The sequence below is a fragment of the Gluconacetobacter sacchari genome (genome assembly GCF_014174255.1).
Taxonomy (GTDB): domain Bacteria; phylum Pseudomonadota; class Alphaproteobacteria; order Acetobacterales; family Acetobacteraceae; genus Gluconacetobacter; species Gluconacetobacter sacchari.
Window position 1 is genome coordinate 41,858 of the sequence record NZ_JABEQJ010000015.1, and the last position, 22,524, is coordinate 64,381.

The window sequence follows — 22,524 nt, forward strand, 5'->3', positions numbered from 1 at the left end:
CCGCCGTCGTGGTTCCGCCGCGTCGATCCGAACGTGTCCTGATGCGGCGATCGATCGTCGTGTCCGGCGTCGCGCACATGGTGCTGCTGGTGGTCGTGCTGCTGGGGCTGCCGGTGCCGGTGCCGCCCGAGCCGCCGCCTCCGCCGACGATCGAAATGGAATTCGCCGCCTCGGACAGCGGCGGCACGCCGCACAAGGCCGACAAGCCGGCGCCCAAGCCGGCCCCCGCCCCGGCCCCCGTGCCGCAGGAGGCCCCGCCGGCGCCCACCCCACCGGTCAAGGCACCGAACGAGGAGGCACCGCCTCCGCCGCCCCCGCCGCCGCCCCTGCCGCCGCCGCCCGAGACCCCACCGGTGAAGCTGCCCGATACCCCCGTGCCGCCCAAGGTCGCGCAGCCGTCGCCCGACGCCGTGCCCGCGCCGCCGCCCCTGCCGTCGCCGCCCGTGCCCTCGCACGAAACCGCGCCGCCATCGCCGCAGCCCGAGCCCGCGCCCCTGCCGAAAATGCAGCAATTCTCGCACATCACGCAGCCGAACGAAGCGAAGAAAGCGGTCCCGGACACCCACTCGCTGCTGGCGACGCTGGATGCCTTCCGCGCCGACCAGAAGCAGACCCACCCACCGAAGGCACGCGCGAACCCGGTGCAGGGCGGAGCGCCCGACGGCGGCGGCGCGCCGGACGGCGACATCACCAGCGCGCTGAGCGCGGCCCAGCAGAAGGCGATCGGGAATGCCGTCCGCCGCTGCTATACCGAGGATACGGCGGCGAAGGATTACGCGCAGTTCGTCGCCCATCTGGTGGTGACGGTGGACGCGGCGGGCATGGCGCGCATCGTCCAGTTCGCGCCCGCCACCCAGGCGCGGATGGCGGGCGACCCGTCCTATCGCGCGCTGGCCGAGCGGGCCCGCGCGGCGGTGCTGAGCCCGACCTGCGCCCAACTGCCGCTGCCCAAGGCGATGCTGGGGCAAACCCAGCAACTGAAATTCGTTTTCCGCCCGTGAGGCAGCCCGGCTGCTGCCCTGTCGGTGCGTTCGAGGAGAAGACCATGCGTCCCAGTGACCTTCCGCTGATATCCGATGTCGAAGCCTCGCTGCTGGCGGCCCATTTCGGTCGCCGGGCCCTGCTCGGGGCCGGGGGGCTTGCCGCCGGCGTCCTGGCCATGCCGCTGTCCGCGCTGGCCCAGGCGGCCCCCGCCGGCGCGGGCGAGGCCGAGATCACCGTGGACCAGGCGCGCACGGCGCCGATTCCCATCGTCATTCCGGTGCTGGGCGGCGATGCCGGCCAACTGGTCAGCAGCGTGATCTCGGGCGATCTGGGCAATTGCGGCCTGTTCGCCCCGATCAATGGCGCGCTGCCGGTCGGGGTGCCGGATTTCGGCACCTACAAATCGCTGGGCGCGCGGGCGCTGGTCAGCGGCACCGCGACCACGGGCGGCGGCGGGCTGCGCGTCGAATTCCGGCTGTGGGACGTACTGACCGGCCAGCAGATCCAGGGAACGGCGTATACCGCCGGTGCCGGCGACGCGCGCAAGATCGCGCATATCATCGCCGACGTGATCTATGAGCGGCTGCTGGGCGAGAAGGGTTATTTCAACTCGCGAATCGCCTATATCGCCCGGTCGGGGCCGCGCGCGCACCAGATCACCCGCCTGGCGATCATGGATCAGGACGGCGCCAACAGCCATTATCTGTCCGGTGGCCAGTGGCTGACCCTGACGCCGCGTTTCAGCCCGGTCAGCGAGCAGCTCGCCTTCATGTCCTATGCCAACAACCGGCCGCGCGTCTATGTGCTGAACCTGGCGACGGGGCGGCAGCAATTGCTGGGCGATTTCGACGGGATTTCGTTCGCACCGCGCTTCGCGCCCGATGGGCGGACGGTCGTCATGTCCGTGACGCGCGGCGGCGGGTCGGACATCTATACCGTGGACCTCGCCACCCGCGCCAAGCGGCAGCTCACCAGTTCGGGCGCCATCGATACCAGCCCGTGCTACAGCCCCGACGGATCGCAGATCGTCTTCAACTCGGATCGCGGCGGCACGCCGCAGCTTTATATCATGAGTGCCGGGGGTGGCGGCGCGAAGCGGATTTCCTATGGCAGCGGCACCTATGGCTCGCCGGTCTGGTCGCCGCGCGGCGATCTGATCGCCTTTACCCGGATCGCCAACGGCAGCTTCTCGCTGGGCGTGATGGCGCCGGACGGCACCGGGGAGCGGATTCTGACCCAGGGCTTTACCGTGGATACCCCGACCTTCTGCCCCAACGGGCGGGTGCTGGCCTTCTGCCGCCAGACGGCGGCGGGGGCCGGGGGGGCAGGGTTCTCGTCCTCGATCGGCACCATCGACATCACCGGCTTCCACGAGCGCGCGATTCCGGCGATCGGCATGTCCTCCGATCCGGCCTGGTCGCCGCTGAACGGTTGAAACCATTGCCGGATTGGCGCGCTACTGTGCTTTTCCAGCCGATGTCCAAAACAAGATGCCCGGCATGTGTTGCGGGCATCTTGACGGTTTGTCACGTCTGGCGCTAACGGGCTGTGGGCTCCAGTGTTCGGATAGTTTCGTCGTGGGTTGTTGACGGAACAAAACGAGTGTCGGAACCAGAAAAGCTTACCGGCAACTTAATCATATGGTTCCGTGCGGGAACCGATCTCAGGATCTAAAACCAATGAGACTGAAGCTTCTTGGTGCGCTTGGCATGGCCGTGTTTCTCGCGGCGTGCTCGGACGATACGAACAAGGGCGCCACGACCGGAACCGGCGCCGCCGCCCAGAGCACTGGCGTAACGCCCGGCAGTGAAGCCGATCTGGTCGCTAATGTCGGCGATCGCGTCTTCTTCGACCTGAACAAGAACAACCTGTCGAGTGAAGCCCAGGCGACGCTGGACCGCCAGGCGGCCTGGCTGGCGAAGTATCCGCAGGTCACCGTGCAGTTGGCCGGCAATTGTGACGATCGCGGCACCGAAGAGTACAATATCGCCCTGGGCGAGCGGCGTGCCAACGCGGCGCGCGATTACCTGGTGGCCAAGGGCGTCGCCGCCTCGCGCATCACCACGATCTCCTACGGCAAGGACCGTCCGACCGCGACGGGCGACAGCGAGGAATCCTGGGCCCAGAACCGTAACAGCATCACGTCGGTTCGCTGAGCGAACCGGCCGATACGGTCGTTCGGTTGAAGGAAGCCGGCCAGGTGGTTCACCTGGCCGGCTTTTTTGTTTTATCGCCGTCCCTTCCTCGTGATCCGTCATGTGTGATCCCTTCACGCCTTCGGAGCGGGGGTGCATAACAGGGATCGTTTGTGACCTTGCATCGTTGCCGCGGGCGACGCGGCCGGGTGCGTTCATGGAGACATCCGTATCATGCGGCCTGTTGCCTTCCGTCTTCTCTCGTCATTTCGCAACCGGGGCACTCTGCCGCCGCGTGCAAGGGGGGTGCTGCTCCTGACCTTGCTGGCCGGCCTGTCGCCGCTGGCAGTCCGGGCGCAGGACAGCGATCAGATGACGAGTCGGGAGGGGATCGCGCTACAGAACCAGATCATGGATCTGCGCCAGCAGCTTTCGCAGATGCAGTCTGCGATGCCCGGACCCCAGGCGCCGGGGGTGCTGCCACCGCCTTCACCCTCGGCGGGCGGCAATGGCGGGTCGCCGGTTGCCGGTGGCGGTGACCTGACCGCGCAATTGCTGGACCGGGTGATGACTCTGGAACAGCAGGTGCGCGATATGCGCGGGCAGCTCGACCAACTGACCAACCAGGTGCAGCAGCAGAATGCGACCCTGGCGAAGCAGATCGACGACATGAATTTCGCCATGCAGAATGGCGGACACCCCGCCGCCCGGCCGGCGGCGGCGGACGCGCCCGCGGTCGGAGGAGGCGACGAAGACGGGGCACCGGCCCCGGCGGCCAGGCGCACGCCCGAAACCGTGCTGCATGACGGCAACGCGGCTCTGATGCATGGGGATTATGCGGGGGCCCAGGCAGCCGCCAAGCAGGTGCTGGCCGGCCCGCGCGGCCCGTTGCAGATCGACGCGCAGTTCCTGCTGGCGCAGTCGCTGGCCGGGCAGAAGCAATATCGCCAGTCGGCGGTGGCCTATTACGATACGTACAACCGCTCGCCGCGTTCGGGCCGGGCTCCGGATGCGCTGCTGGGTGTGGCGGCGTCGCTGCTGGCGATGGGCGACAAGAATTCGGCGTGCCAGGCCCTGGCGAAGCTGAAAAGCGAGTTCCCGTCACCGGCACCGCGCGTCAAGACCGCGGAAGCGGCTTATCGCACCCGCGCCGCATGCCATTGAGAGCCTGTCCGTAAATGCGCGCTGGCGGCGACCCGACGCGCGCTTCCTGCGCGTCGATGCTTACGGCGATTAAGGCCGCTCCGCTGCACTCTCGCTCGCCAGCCTGTATGTCCCGGCAGGCTCCAGGTTCGGCTTGATGAGGCGGCTAGCCGCCGGGATGCTGGATGATGGCGGATTTGCCGCCATCATGGCGGGACTGGGGCCCTGGTTGCCCGATGGGGCGGGCATGCCCGAGGTGGGGATTGCCGTGTCGGGGGGGGCGGACAGTCTGTGTCTGGCCTATCTGGCGCGGCGCTGGCGTCGTGCGGTGCGGGCGCTGATCGTCGATCATGGGTTGCGGCCGACTGCGTCCGCCGAGGCATGGCTGACGCGGGATCGTCTGGCCCGGCTGGGAATCGCCGCTGACATTCTGGTGCTGGAGGGGCTGCATCCCGGGCCCGGGGTCGCCGACAGGGCGCGGCGCGCGCGCTATGCGGCGCTGGCCGCCGCGTGCCGGCGGGCCGGAATCGTCGATCTGCTGCTGGGTCATCATGCCGGCGACCAGGCGGAAACCGTGCTGATGCGCCGTCGTGCCGCCAGCGGACCGGACGGGCTGGCGGGGATGGCCGCCGTGACATTTACCGGCGACCTGCGCCTGGTGCGCCCGTTGCTGGAGATCGATCCCGCCTGTCTGCGCGGCACGCTGCGACGGGCGGGGCTGGATTGGGTGGAAGATCCGTCGAACGCCGATCCGCGTGCCGAGCGCGCCCGCATGCGGGCCGCGCTGTCCGATGATCCGCCGGCCGTGAGGCCTCTTCTGGATATCGCTTGGCGGGCGGGGGGCGCCCGCATGGCACGCGATGCCGAGCAGGCGCGGCGATTGGCGTGCGGCGTGACGGTCGCCGATGGTGGGTGGGTGGCGTTGACGGAGGATCCGACCTGTCCGCGCGCGCTGGCCTTTCTGCTGCGCGCGGTGTCGGGGCGGGATTATCTGCCGCCGTCGCGGGCGGTGGCGGCGCTGTGCGCCGATCCGCGCCCGGCCACGCTGGCCGGTGCCTGCCTGGTGGCGGCGGGGGCCGCGCTGCGCCGCGCCGGGTTGCGCTGGCTGGTACTGCGCGAGGAGGCCGCCATGCATCCTCCGGTGCCGGCGGTGGCGGGCGGCCTGTGGGACGGGCGATTCATGCTCTCGGTGCCGACGGGGACCGACCTCCGCGGCGTGACGCTGGGTGCCGCGGGGCCGCCGGGACGGTGGATGCCTTCGGATCGGGCGAGTCCGTGGCCGGCCCGTGCGCTGCGCACCCTGCCGGCCCTGTTTCGGGACGGGCGGGTGGCGGCGGTTCCGGCAATGGGAATTTGCCACGATCCGGCGCTGGCGGGCGCGCGCGTGACATCGATGCCCGGCGGAGTGGCGGCCGAGGCGGCCCGTTTCAGCGAGCGCCACCGGGCCTCCGGACCAGCGGATTTTTACCCCGGGGGCGATTAAAGGCCCGCGATGGGGGTGTGAATGTGGGCCGAAGGGCCTATGTATGACTAAATCGAGTTAGAGAGGCGACTGACTGCCGGTCAGAAGGGGCCTGGCCTGCGTGTTTCGGCACCAGGTGGTATCCGGGTGGCGTCAAGCGTATGGAACAATGGGCAAGATGAGCAATTTTGGCCGGAACCTGGCCCTCTGGGTCATTATTATCGTGCTGCTGCTGCTGCTGTTCAACGTCTTCCAGCCTGGAAGCACGCAGCATGCCGCGCAGCAACTGGCCTATTCCGATTTTATCGGGGACGTGAATAACGGGCGGGTGCGCTCGGTCGTCGTGCAGGACCATAACGTCTCCGGCACGTTGACGGATGGCACGTCGTTCGAGACCTATACACCCCAGGACCCGACACTGATCCCGCGCCTGACCGAAAAGGGCGTCGAGGTGATGGCGAAGCCACAGGACAGCGATTCCAATCCGTTCCTGCGCTATCTGATCAACTATGCTCCGATCCTGCTGATGTTCGGTGCCTGGATCTTCATTATGCGGCAGATGCAGTCGGGTGGCGGCCGGGCGATGGGATTCGGCAAGTCGCGCGCCAAGATGCTGACCGAAAAGCAGGGGCGGGTGACGTTCGATGACGTCGCGGGCATCGACGAGGCCAAGAGCGAGTTGCAGGAAATCGTGGACTTTCTGCGCGATCCGCAGAAATTCACGCGCCTGGGCGGCAAGATCCCCAAGGGCGTGTTGCTGGTCGGGCCGCCGGGCACCGGCAAGACGCTGCTGGCGCGGGCCATCGCGGGCGAGGCGAACGTGCCCTTCTTCACCATCTCCGGTTCCGATTTCGTCGAGATGTTCGTCGGTGTCGGCGCGTCGCGGGTACGCGACATGTTCGAGCAGGGCAAGAAGGCCGCGCCCTGCATCATCTTCATCGACGAGATCGACGCGGTCGGCCGGCATCGCGGTGCCGGGCTGGGCGGCGGCAATGACGAGCGCGAGCAGACGCTGAACCAGATGCTGGTCGAGATGGACGGCTTCGAGAGCAACGAGGGCGTGATCCTGATCGCGGCGACCAATCGCCCCGACGTGCTGGATCCGGCCCTGCTGCGTCCCGGTCGCTTCGACCGCCAGGTGGTCGTGCCCAATCCCGATGTGGTGGGGCGCGAGAAGATCCTGCGCGTGCATATGCGCAAGGTACCGCTGGCGTCGGATGTCGATCCCAAGGTGATCGCCCGTGGCACGCCGGGCTTCTCGGGTGCCGACCTGGCCAATCTGGTGAACGAGGCCGCGCTGATGGCCGCCCGCCTGGGCAAGCGTACCGTCGCGATGCTGGAATTCGAGAACGCCAAGGACAAGGTGCTGATGGGTGCCGAGCGTCGCTCGCTGGTCATGAGCGAGGACGAGAAGCGGATGACGGCCTTCCACGAGGGTGGGCATGCGCTGGTCGCGATCCTGACGCCGGGTGCGGACCCGGTCCACAAGGCCACGATCATTCCGCGTGGACGCGCGCTGGGCCTGGTGATGAGCCTGCCGGAGGGCGATCGCTATTCCAAGAGCCGGGCGAAATGCCTGGGCGAGTTGACGCTGGCCATGGGCGGACGCGCCGCCGAGGAGATCATCTTCGGGGCGGACAATGTGTCGAACGGGGCCTCGGGCGATATCAAGATGGCGACGGATCTGGCGCGCCGGATGGTGTCCGAATGGGGCATGAGCGACAAGCTGGGCATGATCGCCTATGGCGATAACGGGCAGGAAGTCTTCCTCGGTCACAGCGTGACCCAGAACAAGAACGTGTCCGAAGAGACGGTTCGCGAGATCGACGACGAGATCAAGCGCCTGATCGACAGCGCCTATGCCCGGGCGCGGACGATGCTGATCGAGCATGTCGAGGACCTGCATCGTCTGGCCAATGCGCTGCTGGAATATGAGACGCTGTCCGGTGAGGAAATCCGCCAGGTGCTGCGTGGCGAGGCGATCGAGCGGGTGGTGGTGGATGATCCGATGCCGGAGAACCGCCGGTCTTCGGTTCCGCCCACGCCGCCGCCGGCGCCGCTGGGGAGCGGTCTTGATCCGGCGCCGTTGCCGGGCTGAGCCGGGCATTGACGGGTGGCAAGGGAAAGCAGGCGGGGGTTGTCCCCGTCTGTTTTCGTTTTGGGGCCATGTCCTGACGTGGGAATGGAGGCGTGATGGACGCAGTGCGGCTGCTCGAACCGGCGGGGCTGGTGTTCGGGCTGGATGCCTATCGGGCGGTGGATGCGGGTCTGGCCCATTGGCTGGCCGGTGGGCCGGCGGCCTTCACCCTGGCGCGGCTGATCGAGAGGGGTGATGCCCGGCTGGTCCATGCGGCGGATGTGCCGGGTGACTGGCTGGAAGTGCTGGCGCGTGTGGCGGCGCCTCTGCCGCTGGCGGATTTGCCGGCCGGGCCGCAGATCATGGGCATCCTGAACGTCACCCCCGACAGTTTCAGCGACGGGGGACGGCATTTCGGGGCCGAGGCGGCGATCCGCGCCGGTATCGCGATGATTACGGCGGGGGCTGGGGTGCTGGATATCGGTGGCGAGAGCACGCGCCCAGGGTCGGCGGCGATCACGCCGGAGGCGGAATGGGCGCGGATCGCCCCCGTGCTGGCGGAGTTGCGGGTGCAGTCCGATGTCGCGCTGTCGGTCGATACCCGCAACGCGCGGACCATGGCTGCCGCGATCGGGCAGGGGGCGGCGCTGATCAATGACATTTCGGCGCTGCTGCATGATCCGTACGCGCTGGCGGTGGTGGCCGATGCCGGGTGCCCCGTCGTGCTGATGCATATGCGCGGCACTCCGCAGACCATGCAGCAATTCGCCGCCTATGACGACGTGGCCGTCGATGTGACGCGGGAATTGGCCGCGCGGATTGGGGAAGCCGTGGCGAACGGCATCGCGCGCGAGCGGATTATCGTCGACCCGGGAATCGGGTTTGCCAAGAACGCGGCGCAGAATATCGAGATGATGCGTCGCCTGCCGATCCTGGCCAACCTGGGGTGCCGGGTGTTGCTGGGCACGTCGCGCAAGCGGGTGCTGGGGGAAATAGCGGGCGTGCCGGTGGCGTCGGACCGCGATCCGGCCACCCTCGTCAGCAGCCTGCCGGGGTTGGAACTCGGCAATACCATCCTGCGTGTACATAATGTTCCGGCCATGGTGCAGGCATTGCGGGTCTGGCAGGGATTGTGGACCTGCGATAAGCCGGTCGGGCACGAGGCGCGGCGCGCGGAAAACCGAGGATAGCCGGGAAATGACCAAGACCAGAAAACTGTTCGGCACCGACGGTATCCGCGGCATGGCCAACCAGGACCCGATGACGGTGGAAATCGCCCAGAAGCTGGGGCAGGCCGCCGGGTTGCGTTTCATGCGCGGGACGCATCGGCACAGGGTGCTGCTGGGCAAGGATACGCGGCTGTCGGGCTATATGATCGAATGCGCGCTGGTTTCCGGTTTTCTGTCGGCCGGGATGGACGTGACGCTGGCCGGGCCGATGCCGACACCGGCGATCGCGATGCTGACGCGTTCACTGCGGGCCGATCTCGGCGTCATGATCTCGGCCTCGCATAATCCGTTCGGTGATAACGGCATCAAGCTGTTCGGGCCGGACGGATTCAAGCTGTCCGACGACACCGAGGCCGAGATCGAGACGCTGATGCGCGCCGACCTGGCGGACCGTCTGGCGACGCCCGAACGGATCGGCCGCGCGTCGCGCCTGAACGACGCGGCCGGACGGTATATCGAGAATGCCAAGGCCTCGTTCCCGCGCGGGCGACGGCTGGACGGGCTGCGGATCGTCATCGACTGCGCCAATGGTGCCGCCTATCGGGTCGCGCCTACCGCGTTGTGGGAGCTGGGGGCCGAGGTGATCCGGATCGGGTGTGAGCCGAACGGGGTCAATATCAACGAGAATTGCGGTTCGACCCGTCCCGAGGCGCTGTGCGCGGCGGTGGTGGCGCAGGAAGCCGATATCGGCATCGCGCTGGATGGAGACGCCGACCGGCTGCTGATCGCCGATGAACAGGGGCGGTTGATCGATGGTGACCAGATCCTGGCGCTGATCGCCCGGTCGTGGAGCCGTCAGGGACGCTTGAGTTCGCAACAGGTCGTGGCGACGGTGATGTCGAACATGGGGCTGGCGCGTTGTCTGGACGGGCTGGGGCTGGAACTGGTGCGGACGGCGGTGGGAGACCGCTATGTCGTCGAGCGCATGCGCGAACTGGGCGCCAATCTGGGGGGCGAGCAGTCGGGCCACATGGTACTGTCCGATTTCGCGACCACGGGCGACGGCCTGGTCGCGGCCTTGCAGGTCCTGGCGGTGCTGGTCGAGGAAGGCCGACCGGCCAGCGAGGTCTGCCGCGTGTTCACGCCCTTTCCGCAAGTGCTGCGCAATGTCCGTTTCGCCGGCAAGAGCCCGCTGCATGCGCCGGCGGTGCAGGAGGCGCGCCGCCAGGCCGAGGCCGAACTGGGGATGGCGGGACGGCTGCTGCTGCGCGAGAGCGGGACGGAGCCGCTGGTCCGGGTGATGGCCGAAGCCGAGGATCCGGCGCTGGTGGAACGGGTGGTCGCCGGGATGTGCGCGGTGATCGGTTCCGCGCAGGCAGCGGCGTAGGGGCGCCCGCCTTGGTCGCCATGAAAGGCCGCGTGCTGGTCGTCGCCGGCAGCGATTCCGGTGGCGGAGCGGGAATCCAGGCCGATATCAAGGCGGTGACGGCGCTGGGCGGATTCGCCATGACGGCGGTATCGGCCCTGACCGTGCAGAATACCCTGGGCGTGAGCGCAATCCTGCCGGTGCCGGCCGACATGGTGACGGCGCAGATGCGCTGCGTGCTGGACGATATCGGTGTGGATGCGTTCAAGAGCGGCATGCTGGACCGGAGCGAGGTCATCGTTGCCGTGGCGGATGAGATCCGCGCCTATCCGGACGTGCCGTACGTGCTGGATCCGGTGATGGTGGCGAAGGGCGGGTCGAGCCTGCTGCGGGATGATGCGGTCGAGACGTTGATGCGGAACCTGGTGCCGCTGGCGAGCCTGCTGACGCCCAATCTGCCGGAGGCGGAGGTGCTGGCCGGTCATCCGATCCGCACGGTGGACGATATGTGCCGGGCGGCGGAGGCATTGCGGCGCGCGGGTGCGCGGGCAGTGCTGGTGAAGGGGGGGCATCTGGAGGGCGACACCCTGACGGACGTGTTGTGCGATTCGACGGGTATCGCGTTGTTTTCGGATACCAGGCTGCCGACCCGGCACACGCATGGAACCGGCTGCACGCTGGCCAGCGCGATCGCCGTCGGCCTGGCACAGGGTCTTGGCCTGCGTGTGGCCGTGGAGCGGGCGCGGCGCTACCTGCGGGCCGCGATCGCGGAGGCACCCGGCTATGGAGCCGGCGCGGGCCCGCTGAACCATGCGGTGACGGTCGATTCGGCCTGGGGCGCCATCGTCGTCTGACGAGAGAAGCCACATATAACATATTCGTGATCATCTGGGTTTGACGGACGGCTCTGCCGTAAAAAGATTGTTTATATCTCGTTATACACCTATAGGTAGTATCCGTAGTCATAAACAATCAATGGTTGATTAACATGCGTGTCTTGCTCGTCGAAGGGGATGGGAGTGCGGCTCGCGGTACTTCCAACACATTGCGCTCCATTGGCTATCTGTTCGATCATGCCCTGACGGGGCATGAAGCGGTCGAGATGCTTCGCCGCTACGATTACGATCTGGCATTACTCGAAATGTCTTTACCGGATATTGACGGCTATGAAGTCCTGCGCACGGTACGAGCCGCGCGGCTGCATACGCCCATCGTCGCCATGTCCAGCATGGGAGGGGCGCATGCCAAGGTGAGGGCCTTTTCCGCCGGGGCGGACGATTACATCACCCGGCCCTACGACACGCCGGAACTGGCCGCCCGGATCCAGGCCATCGTCCGGCGCTCGAAAGGATACAGCCAGCCGGTTCTACAGGCCGGGCTGGTCAGGCTGTCGCTGGACAGCCGTGAGGTGACGGTGAAGGATCGGCTGGTCCATCTGACCGGCAAGGAATACATGATCCTGGAACTGCTCATGCTCCGCAGGGGAACGGTTCTGAGCAAGTTTGCGTTCCTCGACCATCTCTATGGCGGGATGGATGAGCCGGAAATGAAGATCATCGACGTCTTCATCTGCAAACTGCGCAAGAAATTGCAGCAGGCCGGCGCGAAGGACGTCATTACCACCGTATGGGGCCAGGGTTATATGATGAGGGAGGACGCGGAGGAGGGGGTGCCGTTTTCCGTCCCGACGCGATCATCGGATGACCTGCCGACCCTTGCGGTCATCTGACCGGCCGGATCCTAGCCGCGCAAAAAAAGCAGGGCCCGAAGACCCTGCGAGGTAGCGTGATGATTCAATAATGCGATGCCCCCATCGCCCTTTTGTTATGGCACGGCCAGGGGGCATCGGCCTTGATCTGAATCAAGAGTGGATGAAAAGACCGAAAGGTCTGGAAGGGTTTTCAGCGCGGGCCGGGCACGTCGGACCGGCGTGCCCTTTCCCCCTGCATGAGGGCCAGCCCCTCGGCCACGGAGACGAACTCGCCGCCGCGATCGATCCGATCGGTGCCGAACCGTGCCGCGAACAGGGCGCGCACTGCCGGGACGAACGAGGTGCCCCCCGTCAGGAAGACCCGGTCGATATCGGCTTCGGCCAGGCCCGCGCGTTCCAGCGCCGTGTTGACCGCGCCGTCGAACTTTGCCAGGTCGGGAGCGATCCAGTCTTCGAACGCGGCCCGCGTGATCGTGCGTTCGATATGGATATCCTTGTGGTGGAAGCGCAGGGTCGTGCTGTCCGCTTGCGAGAGTTCGGTCTTGGCGGCGCCGACGGCGCGATACAGGGCCTGGCCCTGCTGGTCGGCGACCAGGGTGGCCAGCGCATGCAGGCGATCGGGTGCGGAGGCGGTGCGCGCCACGTCGTCGATCGCGCGCAGCGTTGCCGGTGTGCGCATCAGCGACAGGCGGTGCCAGCGCGCCAGGCTGGCGTACCATTCGATCGGCACCGGCAGCGGTGCGCCGCCCATGATGCGATAGGTGCTGTCGCGCCCCAGTTCTGGCGAGACGACATTGTCGATGATCCGGTAATCGAACTGATCGCCCGCGATGCCCACGCCCGCATGGCCCAACGGAATGGCCCGGCCGATGGCGGGGTCGAAGCGCAGCACCGAGAAATCGCTGGTGCCGCCGCCGAAATCGCCAACCAGGATCGTCGCCGGCGCGTCCAGGCGCCGGGCGAAGCGCCAGCCGGCGGCCTCGGGCTCCAGCGCCACGGTGATGCTGCCGAAGCCGGCCTCGGCAAAGCCGTCGCGCAGGCGCTGTTCGCCGAAGGCATCGTCCGGTGCCTCGCCGGCGAAGCGCACCGGGCGGCCGACCGTGGCATCCGTCTCGGTAGGGTCGATTCCGGCCGAGCGTATCAATTCGGCGACGAAGAGGCCGATCAGGTTTTCCAGCGTCAGGCGGCGGCCGAGCAGGCGGGTCTCGCGGAACGATGTCTGCGCCAGATAGGATTTCATGGACATGATCAGGCGGCTTTCGGCCGGATCGTCCAGATAGGCGTCGATGGCGGCGGCACCGATGGCGCGATGAACGGCCAGGCGTCCGCGCTGCTCCTCCTGCCACAGGCAGAGCAGGGTGCGGCAGGTCTCGGATTCGGGATGGCCCGCAAAGGCGAAGCGGACGGTGTGGGTCTCGCCGTTCGGGGTCGCGATGACGACAACGCTGTTGGTCGTGCCGAAATCGATGCCGACACGGGGACGGGGCGCGGTGGCGGGAGAGAGCATCGCGGGTAAATAAGGGCTGCGGATTGCGATGTCCATCCGCGTCCCGTCGTCTTATGCCGCCCGTCGGAAGGTCAGGTTCAGTCGGGTTCGGCCGGTCAGGGCGTTTGTGCCCTCGGCCAGGGGATGGATGCCGTGGTGGGCCAGACGGGTCGCTCCGCCCCAGACCGCGATGTCGCCATGATCCAGCGGAATCCGCTGTACCGGGTCGGTTCGGGCAAGGCCTCCCCAGAGGAACCGTGCCGGGAGTCCGAGGGAAACCGAGACGATCGGCTGGCTGAAATCGTGTTCGTTGCGGTCCTGATGCAGGGTGAGCCGCGTGCCGGGCTCGTAGCGGTTGATCAGGCAGGCGTCGGGCATGAAGTCGGGATAGCCGGCCTCGGCGGCGGCCTGGCCCGCGAGGCTGGCGAAGGCGGCAGGGATGGCGGGCCATGGCAGGTCGGTCAGCGGATCGCGGGACATGTAGCGATATCCTCGTGAGTCGGACACCCAGCCCAGCGCGCCGCAATTTGTCATGGCGACGGACATCATCCGTCCGCCGGGCGTGGACATGCGGCGGAAGGGGGCGCTTCTGGCGATGGCCTCGATCAGGGCGACCAGTTCGGTGGCCGTGGCGCGGGCGCGCCCGGCCAGCAGCATGGCGCCCGGACCCAGCACGCGATCGCGCATGCAGGATTGCAGGTCCAGGCCGGGAAGTGTGGCGGTAGCGGGTGGGGGACGCGGCATGTCCGGGTCTTTCGGATTCAGGGCCTGTCGGGGGGGGGTGCGGTCGCCGCTGCCCAGCGCGCGTTGCAGGAGTACGACATCCAGCCAGCGCCCGTGTTTGTAGCCGACCGACTGCAATGTGCCGACCGTGCGGAAGCCATGGCGTTGGTGGAGGCGGATGGATGGGGTGTTCGCGCTGTCGCCGACCAGCGCCATCATCTGCCGGTAGCCCCGTGCTGTGCATTCCGCGATCAATGCGCCCAGCAGCGCCGTGCCGACCCCGCGTCCGGCGGCTTCGGGGGCCAGATAGATCGAATCTTCCACCGTATCGCGATAGGCGACCCGTGGGTGGTAGGGGCCGGCATAGGCGTAGCCGATCAGCGCGCCGTCCTGCTCGGCCACCAGATAGGGGTAGTCCCTGGCCCTCAGGGCGTCCATGCGCCGCGTCATGTCCTCGGTGGAGGGCGGGTCGATTTCGAACGAGGCGCACCCATGCAGCACATGATGGGCGTAGATCGCCGTGATGGCGGGCAGGTCCGTGGTATGTGCGGCGCGGATTGTGGCGATTGGCGAGGCGGGAGGCATGATGGCTGATCCGGTTGGCCTGGCGGCTTGGATGTGTATGATTCACTCTAGCCAGGATGGAGGACACGGACGAAATGTGCGGCGGCATGGCTCCGATGTCGATGGCGACTTTGTCCGTGCGTCCGGTCGCGCAAGGTGATGCGGAGGCGCTGGTTCGTGCCAACCTGGACAGTCGTGCCTATCATGCGCCGTGGGCCCGGCCGTTTACCGATCAGGACGGTTTCGAACGCTGGCTCGCGCGGCTTGCAACCGGGCCGGATGTCGGGCTGGCGGCTTGGTATGGGCCCGATGATCCGGTGGGGGTGTTTACGTTCAGCCAGATCGTCATGGGGCCGTTTTGCAGTGCGTATCTTGGCTATTACGGGATGAGAGCGCACGCGCGAACGGGCCGGATGACATGTGCGATGGCGCTGGTGCTGGATTATGGTTTCGATCAACTGGGGCTGCATCGGGTCGAGGTCAATATCCAGCCCGGCAATGCGGCTTCGATCGCGCTGGTCAGGCGAGCCGGATTCCGGCGGGAAGGGTATTCGCCGCGCTATCTGAAGATCGACGGGGAATGGCGCGACCATGAACGGTGGGCTGTCCTGGCCGAGGAGCGGCCAGGACAGCGGCGAGAGCCGCGGACGGGATTGTCGTCAGTTTAGTGTGGCAGGGGCGGGGGCCTTCAGGGTCGCGGCCAGGAAGGCCTCGCGCGCGTCGTCGACATGGGCGCGCAGGGTCGGGTCGGTCAGCATGTGGGTGCCGGGCAGCAGCAGCAGATTGTAGGGGCGGCCGGCGGCGATGAAGGCCTGGGTCATCTTCATCGTGTTTTCGAAATAGACATTGTCGTCGGTCAGCCCATGCATGATCAGCAGCGGACGGGACAGGGATTGCGCGTAGGTGAGGACGTTGCTGGCGCGGTAGCCGTCGGGGTCGGCCTGCGGCGTGCCCAGGTAGCGTTCGGTATAGGCGGTGTCGTAATCGGCGAAATCGGCCGGCGGGGCGCCCGCGACGCCGGCCTTGAAGATATCCGGACGGCGGATGGTGGCCATGGCGGTGAAATAGCCGCCGAAGGACCAGCCATGGACGCCGACATGATCGAGATCCAGTTCCCGGTAGCGTTTGCCGAGGGCGACCAGGCCGTCGATCTGGTCCTGGAGCGGCAAGTCGATCAGATTGTTCTTGATGGCGCGTTCCCAGTCATGGTCACGGCCGGGGGTGCCGCGCCCGTCCAGGCTGACGACGATGAATCCGTGGTCGGCCATGCATTGGCTTTCCAGATACTGGCGCGGTGCATCCAGGACCTGCTTGTAGCCGGGGCCGGCATAGACCGACAGCACCACGGGGTAGCGCTGTCCGGGCTTGAAACCGGCCGGTCGGATGATCATGGCGTCCATGTCGCGTGTGCCGGCGCGTGTGTATTCGATATGAGGTGTCAGCGTCGGGGTTTCCGCGACGGCGGGTACCGTGGCCAGCACCTGGCCGCTCGCGTCGCGCAGGGTGGTGGTGGCGCTGCCGTCCGCGCCCGACAGGCTGTCGATGAAGCGGGTGTGGCCGCCATCGGCGAAAGTTGCGGCATGCAGGCCGGGTTCGGGCGTCAGCAGGACCGGAGCGCCGCCATGCAGGGACAGGCGGTAGATCGCGGTGCGGGTGCGTTCGGGATTGGCGGTGATCGTCACCGTGCCGGCCCCGGGATCGACATCGTCCAGCGAGACGAAGGGCAGGCCGGGCGGGGTGATCGCGCGGTTCAGCGTGCCGTCGGCATGGTGGAGTTCCAGTTGCCAGTGGCCGTTGCGTTCGGCCGCCCAGAGGAAGCCGCTGCCGTCCGGCAGCCAGCGGGGGAGGGAGCGACCGCGCCCGTCGCCGGAGGGGCTGATATTGATCCAGGCGGGATCGTGTTCGCTCAGCAGGGTCGTGGTCCGCCCGGTGGCGGGGTCGACGCTCAGAAGCCGTTCCTCGGTCTGGGCGCGGTTGAGCACGACCAGCGTCAGGGGGCCTTGTCCCTTCGGCCAGACGGCGCGGGCCAGATAGGGAAACGCCGTGCTGTCCCACCCGACCCAGCGGGTGGGGCCGCCGTCGCGCGCGACCAGCCCCAGCCGGATACGTGCGTTTGCGGTGCCCGCGCGGGGATAGCGGAATTCGACCGGTTGCGCGGCTGGGTGCTGGGGATCGGCGATGTAGTGTTTCTCGACGCCCGACATGTCGGCTTCTTCGTAGAGAATCGTCTGTCCGTCGGGCGACCACCACAGGCCATCCGGCCGGGCCAGTTCCTCGGCGGCGGCGAATTCGGCCAGGCCGTGGGTCAGGGTTTCGGTGCCGCCATGGGTCAGGCGCCTGGTCTGGCCGGTGGCCAATGTCACGACTTGGATGTCATTGTCCCGCACCGCCGCGACGTGGGTGCCGTCCGGAGAGAGGCGGGGGGCGATCCAGCCGTGGCCGGGCACGTCGGAGAGCTTGCCGGTGGTGACGCCGACCTGCATCAGCCGGTCGCCCTGGCTGACCAGCGCGGTCTGGCCGTTATCCGACAGGGCGAAATCCGTGATGCCGGTCATCGACATGCGTGCGCGTTCGCGTCGGGCCTTTTCCTCGACCGACAGGGAGTCGGTGCCGGTCGGGCGGGCGAGTTCTGTCTGGGTGCCGGTTGCGGGATCGAGGCGCCAGAGATGGAGGGTGGTGTCGCGCGGGTTGCTGCGCAGGAACAGCACCGCGCGGCCATCCGGCGTGGGTTGCGCGTGGCGGGGCAGACCCAGAGTGAAATTCCGCGTGGCGGCGAGGTCGGCGTAACATTGGCCGCCGGCGGTCGGGGCGGCATATGCCGCCGCTGTCGGCAGCACGCCGGGGAGGGACAGGACCAGGCGCCGCATAAGGCGGCGGAACCGGTGGCCGGGGGAAGGTGGGAGCATCGGGACGTCCGTCTGTCATTCGTAAGGCGTCCGACGATGAATCGCCGCAGCGCCAGGCGCAAGCCGCCGATCTTCTTCTCTCGCGCGGTCGGTGGGGTTCCGGTATGACACGGGCGCCCGCCGCTGGGGCGGGCATGGAAGCCTGACGCATGTCCACTGCCGCGCGGTTCCTGCCGCTGATTGTTGTCGTTGCCATCCTGTCCTGGGCGAGCGCCTATCCCGTCGTGCGGATTGCGTTGCGCGACCTGCCGCCGGTGCCGCTGGCGGCCGCGCGCTATGCCATCGCGGCGTTGTTGGCCGGGGGGTGGTTGGCGTGGGCGCGTCCGCCGGTGCCGATGCGGGGGGACTGGCCGCGTATCGGGGGGTGTGGGGCGATCGGGATCGCGCTTTACAATATCCTGTTCAATACCGGGGAAGTGACTGTCTCGGCCGGTGCGGCGAGCCTGCTGATCAGCGCGATGCCGCTGATTGCCGCCCTGATCGCGGTGGCGGTGATGGGCGAACGGTTGTCGTTCTGGGGATGGGCTGGGTCGCTGTGCAGCTTCGTGGGCGTGGTGCTGATTGCTGGGGGGCAGGTGGGTGGCATCGCCCTGGGGTCGGGGGCGACGATGGTTGTCGGGGCAGCGGTCTGCGGGGCGCTCTATACGACTTTGCAGAAGAAGTTGGTGCTGCGTTACGGGGCATTGCCGACGATCTGTTACATCCTGATCGCGGGCGCGATCTGCTTGAGTCCGTGGTTACCGCAGGCGTTGCGGGTGCTGCCGGGTGCGCCGGCGCATTGCTGGGCGGCGGTGCTGGAACTTGGGATCTTTCCCGCTGCCATCGGCTATGCGGCGTGGGCGTTCGTGATCGGCCATATGGGGGCGGCGCGAGGGGCGGGGTTGCTGTATCTGCTGCCGCCGGCGACGCTGGTTCTGGCGTTTGTGCTGACCGGGGAAGTGCCCAGCGCGCGTACCTTGCTGGGGGGCGTGATCGTCATGGCGGGGGTCGTGCTGACCAATACGTACGGCCATCCGGATCGCGCGAGGCGGACGGGGGCATGAAACGACGGGAGGCGTGGACGCCCGCCCAATCCGGAACAAAACGGGCCTGTGGCCATGCCATGCCGGACCGTCTATCAGTGAGGCAAACTGTGGCGGCGCTGGGGCTCGCCCACCTTGAGGCGCCAAGGCGGAAGACGGAGAAGGCATGAAATTCTGTGTGGTCGGCGCCGGGTTTAGCGGCGCAGTCATCGCCCGGCACCTCGCCGGGGGTGGCCACAGGGTGGTCGTGGTGGACGAGCGACCCCATGTGGGAGGTAATTGCCACACCGAACGGGACGCCGAGACGGGCGTGATGGTCCATCGTTATGGACCCCATATCTTTCACACCGCGGATGAGCGTGTATGGCGCTATGTGCGGCGGTTCGGCACCTTTCGCCCCTATACGAATCGCGTGAAGGCGGTCTCGGGCGGGCGCGTTTATTCCCTGCCTGTCAATCTTCTGACGATCAACCAGTTCTTTGGCGTTGCCTTGCTGCCGCAGGAGGCGCGCGCGCTTATCGAGACAAAGGCCGATCGCTCGATCGCTGATCCGGTCTCTTTCGAGGAGCAAGCCCTTAAAATGGTCGGGCCGGAATTGTACAGGGCTTTTTTCCGAGGCTATACGCGCAAGCAATGGGGACTCGACCCCACGGATCTTCCGGCATCCATCTTGAAGCGCCTGCCGTTGCGCTTCGATTATGATGATAATTACTTCAGCCATCCATATCAGGGGATGCCGGAAGACGGGTATACGGCGATCATTCGGAACATACTGGACGTGAATGGTCTCGAAACAAGAATGAATTGTTCGTTCGAAGCGGTTTTAGACGATTTCGATCATGTCTTCTATACAGGCCCGATCGATCGATATTTCAATTTCCGGATGGGTCGCCTAGCCTATAGAACACTCGATTTTGAGCGGTTCGTCGAAGACGGTGCCTATCAGGGCGCCGCGGTCATGAATTATTGCGATGAAGATGTGCCTTATACGCGCATCACGGAACATAAATACTTTTCGCCGTGGGAAAAAGATAAGTTTCTAAAAACTGTATGTTTTCGTGAATATAGTCGTTCCGCTGAGAAAAATGACATACCATATTACCCGGTAAGACTGGTCAATGGTGGGGCTTTGCTGGACGATTATATCGAGATGGCGCGCGAGCAGAAAAAGGTTTCTTTCCTGGGGCGTCTCGGTACCTATCGTTATCTGGACATGGATGTGACGATCAAGGAAGCGCTGGATGCATGTGACATGATCGATCGTGCTTTCCAGTCTTCTGAATTTTCCCTGCCGACTTTTTTTGTCGACCCGCGATGACGGGCGCCGGCGGCGAGCCCGTGTATGATGTTCCGTAATGAGAGTAAAAAATGAACACGTTTTTCATCAGTCTGGATAGAACCCCCGAGCGTACGACGCGGTTCTTGAACGCGAATGACCATATACAGGGTCTGATCAAGGCGCCCGGCATCGATGGTTCCATACTGGATATCGACGGGATGAGGGGGCAGGGATTTTTACTGGAAAGTTGCCGGTTTACCCCCGGCGCCATCGGGTCCGGCCTGACGCATGTCGCGTTATGGGGCAGTGTGGCGAAATCTGGCATTCCTGCCCATATTTTCGAAGACGACGCTTTTCTTTGCGGCAATTTCGAGGAGGAAAGCCGTCGTATTCTGAGTAGCCTGCCGGAAGACTGGGACATTATTCTCTGGGGGAATAATTCGGATACTGTTCTGCAATTCGAACTTCTGCCCGGGATTACGAAATGTGTCGCCACTTTTTCCCAGGAGTCGGTCCGGGAAGGCGTTCATCTGTTCCGCGAGATGACGGTGTCGACCCTTCCGTTTCGACTGGATCATACGTTCGGCATATGCGGCTACGCGATTTCGCCGCAGGGGGCGGAGAAGATGATCAAGCGCTGCCTTCCGATGCAGACGACCGACATCATGTATTCTTCTCTTGGTAACCGAGTGATTACGGCGACGTCGATCGATCACCTGATGAATCAGCATTATCGGGAGATGAAGGCCTATACGTGTTTTCCTCCGCTCTGTCTGACTGATAATCGGACTGCGAACAGTTTGAATATTTAAAGACCGATACATCCCCCATTCGCGCTCCTGGCCTGCGCGCATTTGCCAGCAGGCTGGGAGGGCAGGTGTGTTTTGTGCATGCCTATATCGGCTTCTTCTCGAAACGTGGGAGGCTCGGGGGGGACTGTGACGTGGATGGCAGGACTGTCGGGAGGCGTGCTGGAGGGGCGACATGATATATAGACAATAGATTGTCTATATGGCCTTCCATGCTGTAGACCCGCACACCGGCATCCCAGAATTCATCTATTGAATTCGGATTGAAGAGTATCTTTCTTATCCTGTTCCAGAAGCTTTGGATATCGCCGCCGGTAAATACGAAATCATCGTGGTTTATGATTTCTTTCTGACCACCTTTGTCCGAAACGAGGATGGGCACCCCGTTGCACACGAATTCGATGGCGACCTGGGGCAAGGCATCGTACCACAGGGGCGGGACCACGCCGATATCGATCGTCGATAGTATGAGTGGAATATCGGCGTGCGTATATTGCTTTACAATCGTGATGCCCGAAAGATATCTCTCCAGGGATCTCAGCCTGTTGAGGTCGATTTCGTTTTCGATTTTTCCAGCGAACGTGAGAGATAGTTTACCATGCAAGTCGGTGGGCATATTTGAAAAAGCATCGAGTAAAAAATAAAATCCTTTATCCTTTCTGGCATATCCCATGAAGCAGATATTCAATTTCTCCGGATCGAAACGTTTCTTCCGTTCGAATGTGCCGGAAAAATGCCTTGTACCGATATAGCTTACGATGGATTTTCGCGGGTCCATGCCATATTTCACAACGATATCCTCGACGCACTCGGAGACGGACAGGATATGGTCGATATGGTCGTTTATAAGCTGAACGGCCTTGTGTCTTCTATAGAAGAACTTGTTTTTTCCATATAAATCGATTGATCTTTTATCAAAGGACTTGTCGTATATTTTGAAGTCATTGAACCATGTTAAATCGAGTTCCTTATAACTCATTATGAAGTTAATGATCGATTGCTGGTCGTCCGGAACGAGTTTTCTATTGAAACGGGTTGTGAGAGCTCGGATCGCAAAAAAATGCGGGAATTGTATCTGATTGGTCATGCATGAATAGCACGCGATGCCATCATAATAATCGCCACAGGACGACTCTTCATTGTACCATAAATTCACCTGTTGGCAAATGGCATGGTAATTGTGATTGGATAATATAAATTTAGTATTTGGAAATTCGGAGCGTAACTCCAGAGTGCTGAATGGAATGCCTTCGATATTCTGAATATGTAAAATATCAAAAGGTCCGCAATCGAGAAGAAATGTCCTGACCGCATTTTTGGTGCTTTCTTCATGCATGCAAAGTTCGATATTGTGGAACATTGCGTATGCAGGAGCGATTACACGGCTGTTGATAATATCAATATAGCGGATATTGCTTTTTTTTTCTATGTGGCGCCTCAGAAAAATATTCTTATTGGTCAAATCATAGAAAAAGCCGCTGGATAAAACAGTGACGTCGTGACCCCGCTCCGAAAGGGCATGGGCGATGTTTTTCAGATAAATGCCTGCGCCGCCACCCTCGTCGAAATTCCCATGAATGGGGGCCCAATTGAATAAAGCGATTTTCATTAAAGTGTCTCATTCAGAAATGGATCCATGTTAATGGAATATTAATTTCATTTCTTCTTGTGATCAAGCCTCCAGAGCA

At 64.6% G+C, this 22,524-nt stretch carries 18 protein-coding genes and 1 pseudogene; 14 read left to right on the plus strand and 5 right to left on the minus strand.

Features of this window, described 5'->3' with window-relative positions; all coding sequences use genetic code 11:
• The first annotated feature begins 8 nt into the window (after window positions 1-8).
• From HLH48_RS12380 to HLH48_RS12425, 10 genes are all read left to right on the plus strand, one after another.
• Window positions 9-1,001, plus strand: coding sequence for an energy transducer TonB (locus HLH48_RS12380; RefSeq protein ID WP_182997829.1), 993 nt, complete (start codon window positions 9-11; stop codon window positions 999-1,001).
• 44 nt (window positions 1,002-1,045) lie between these two features.
• The gene (tolB, locus tag HLH48_RS12385) at window positions 1,046-2,419 is read left to right on the plus strand and encodes a Tol-Pal system beta propeller repeat protein TolB (RefSeq protein WP_182997830.1); all 1,374 of its coding nucleotides are present in this window, start codon (window positions 1,046-1,048) and stop codon (window positions 2,417-2,419) included.
• A 244-nt stretch (window positions 2,420-2,663) separates the two neighbouring features.
• Complete coding sequence (pal, locus tag HLH48_RS12390) at window positions 2,664-3,140, plus strand: peptidoglycan-associated lipoprotein Pal (RefSeq protein WP_182997831.1); 477 nt, start codon at window positions 2,664-2,666, stop codon at window positions 3,138-3,140.
• 213 nt (window positions 3,141-3,353) lie between these two features.
• Window positions 3,354-4,283, plus strand: a complete 930-nt coding sequence (locus HLH48_RS12395; protein ID WP_246387284.1) for a tetratricopeptide repeat protein — start codon at window positions 3,354-3,356, stop codon at window positions 4,281-4,283.
• Between the two features lie 136 nt (window positions 4,284-4,419).
• The gene (gene tilS, locus HLH48_RS12400) at window positions 4,420-5,745 is read left to right on the plus strand and encodes a tRNA lysidine(34) synthetase TilS (protein ID WP_182997832.1); all 1,326 of its coding nucleotides are present in this window, start codon (window positions 4,420-4,422) and stop codon (window positions 5,743-5,745) included.
• Window positions 5,746-5,902: 157 nt separating this feature from the next.
• Complete coding sequence (ftsH, locus tag HLH48_RS12405) at window positions 5,903-7,822, plus strand: ATP-dependent zinc metalloprotease FtsH (RefSeq protein ID WP_246387286.1); 1,920 nt, start codon at window positions 5,903-5,905, stop codon at window positions 7,820-7,822.
• 95 nt (window positions 7,823-7,917) lie between these two features.
• Window positions 7,918-8,991 carry a dihydropteroate synthase gene (gene folP / locus HLH48_RS12410; RefSeq protein ID WP_182997888.1) on the plus strand — a complete coding sequence of 358 codons (1,074 nt, stop codon included), beginning with the start codon at window positions 7,918-7,920 and terminating at the stop codon, window positions 8,989-8,991.
• Window positions 8,992-8,998: 7 nt separating this feature from the next.
• Window positions 8,999-10,357: a phosphoglucosamine mutase gene (gene glmM / locus HLH48_RS12415; RefSeq protein ID WP_182997834.1), complete on the plus strand. Its 1,359-nt coding sequence runs from the start codon at window positions 8,999-9,001 to the stop codon at window positions 10,355-10,357.
• A 20-nt stretch (window positions 10,358-10,377) separates the two neighbouring features.
• Window positions 10,378-11,190 (plus strand): bifunctional hydroxymethylpyrimidine kinase/phosphomethylpyrimidine kinase, encoded by an 813-nt coding sequence (gene thiD / locus HLH48_RS12420; RefSeq protein WP_182997889.1) that lies wholly within the window; start codon window positions 10,378-10,380, stop codon window positions 11,188-11,190.
• Between the two features lie 134 nt (window positions 11,191-11,324).
• The gene (locus tag HLH48_RS12425) at window positions 11,325-12,065 is read left to right on the plus strand and encodes a response regulator transcription factor (RefSeq protein WP_182997835.1); all 741 of its coding nucleotides are present in this window, start codon (window positions 11,325-11,327) and stop codon (window positions 12,063-12,065) included.
• A 172-nt stretch (window positions 12,066-12,237) separates the two neighbouring features.
• Here HLH48_RS12425 and HLH48_RS12430 read toward each other — a convergent pair whose 3' ends face one another.
• The 3 genes and pseudogenes from HLH48_RS12430 to HLH48_RS12440 all read right to left on the minus strand — a co-directional run.
• Complete coding sequence (locus HLH48_RS12430; protein ID WP_373320218.1) at window positions 12,238-13,590, minus strand: Hsp70 family protein; 1,353 nt, start codon at window positions 13,588-13,590, stop codon at window positions 12,238-12,240.
• Window positions 13,591-13,605: 15 nt separating this feature from the next.
• Window positions 13,606-14,220 (minus strand): DNA oxidative demethylase AlkB, encoded by a 615-nt coding sequence (alkB, locus tag HLH48_RS12435; protein WP_343065415.1) that lies wholly within the window; start codon window positions 14,218-14,220, stop codon window positions 13,606-13,608.
• Window positions 14,221-14,361: 141 nt separating this feature from the next.
• Window positions 14,362-14,841, minus strand: a pseudogene (locus HLH48_RS12440) (N-acetyltransferase family protein); the annotation flags it as partial.
• Window positions 14,842-14,927: 86 nt separating this feature from the next.
• Between HLH48_RS12440 and HLH48_RS12445 the strand changes: the two are divergent.
• Entirely contained in the window at window positions 14,928-15,488 is a 561-nt protein-coding gene (locus HLH48_RS12445; protein ID WP_246387287.1) for a GNAT family N-acetyltransferase, read from the plus strand.
• On the opposite strand, the gene HLH48_RS12450 is transcribed toward HLH48_RS12445, so the two are convergent.
• Entirely contained in the window at window positions 15,480-17,726 is a 2,247-nt protein-coding gene (locus tag HLH48_RS12450) for a S9 family peptidase (RefSeq protein ID WP_182997836.1), read from the minus strand. The genes HLH48_RS12445 and HLH48_RS12450 overlap by 9 nt on opposite strands.
• A gap of 149 nt (window positions 17,727-17,875) precedes the next feature.
• Between HLH48_RS12450 and HLH48_RS12455 the strand changes: the two genes are divergently transcribed.
• From HLH48_RS12455 to HLH48_RS12465, 3 genes are all read left to right on the plus strand, one after another.
• Window positions 17,876-18,769, plus strand: a complete 894-nt coding sequence (locus tag HLH48_RS12455) for a DMT family transporter (RefSeq protein WP_182997837.1) — start codon at window positions 17,876-17,878, stop codon at window positions 18,767-18,769.
• 145 nt (window positions 18,770-18,914) lie between these two features.
• Window positions 18,915-20,066, plus strand: coding sequence for a UDP-galactopyranose mutase (gene glf / locus HLH48_RS12460; protein ID WP_182997838.1), 1,152 nt, complete (start codon window positions 18,915-18,917; stop codon window positions 20,064-20,066).
• A gap of 50 nt (window positions 20,067-20,116) precedes the next feature.
• On the plus strand, window positions 20,117-20,839 hold the full coding sequence (locus HLH48_RS12465; RefSeq protein ID WP_182997839.1) for a glycosyltransferase family 25 protein: 723 nt from the start codon (window positions 20,117-20,119) through the stop codon (window positions 20,837-20,839).
• 82 nt (window positions 20,840-20,921) lie between these two features.
• Here the strand turns inward: HLH48_RS12465 and HLH48_RS12470 are convergent, their stop codons facing one another.
• Window positions 20,922-22,445 carry a glycosyltransferase family 4 protein gene (locus tag HLH48_RS12470; protein WP_182997840.1) on the minus strand — a complete coding sequence of 508 codons (1,524 nt, stop codon included), beginning with the start codon at window positions 22,443-22,445 and terminating at the stop codon, window positions 20,922-20,924.
• Window positions 22,446-22,524: the final 79 nt, after the last annotated feature.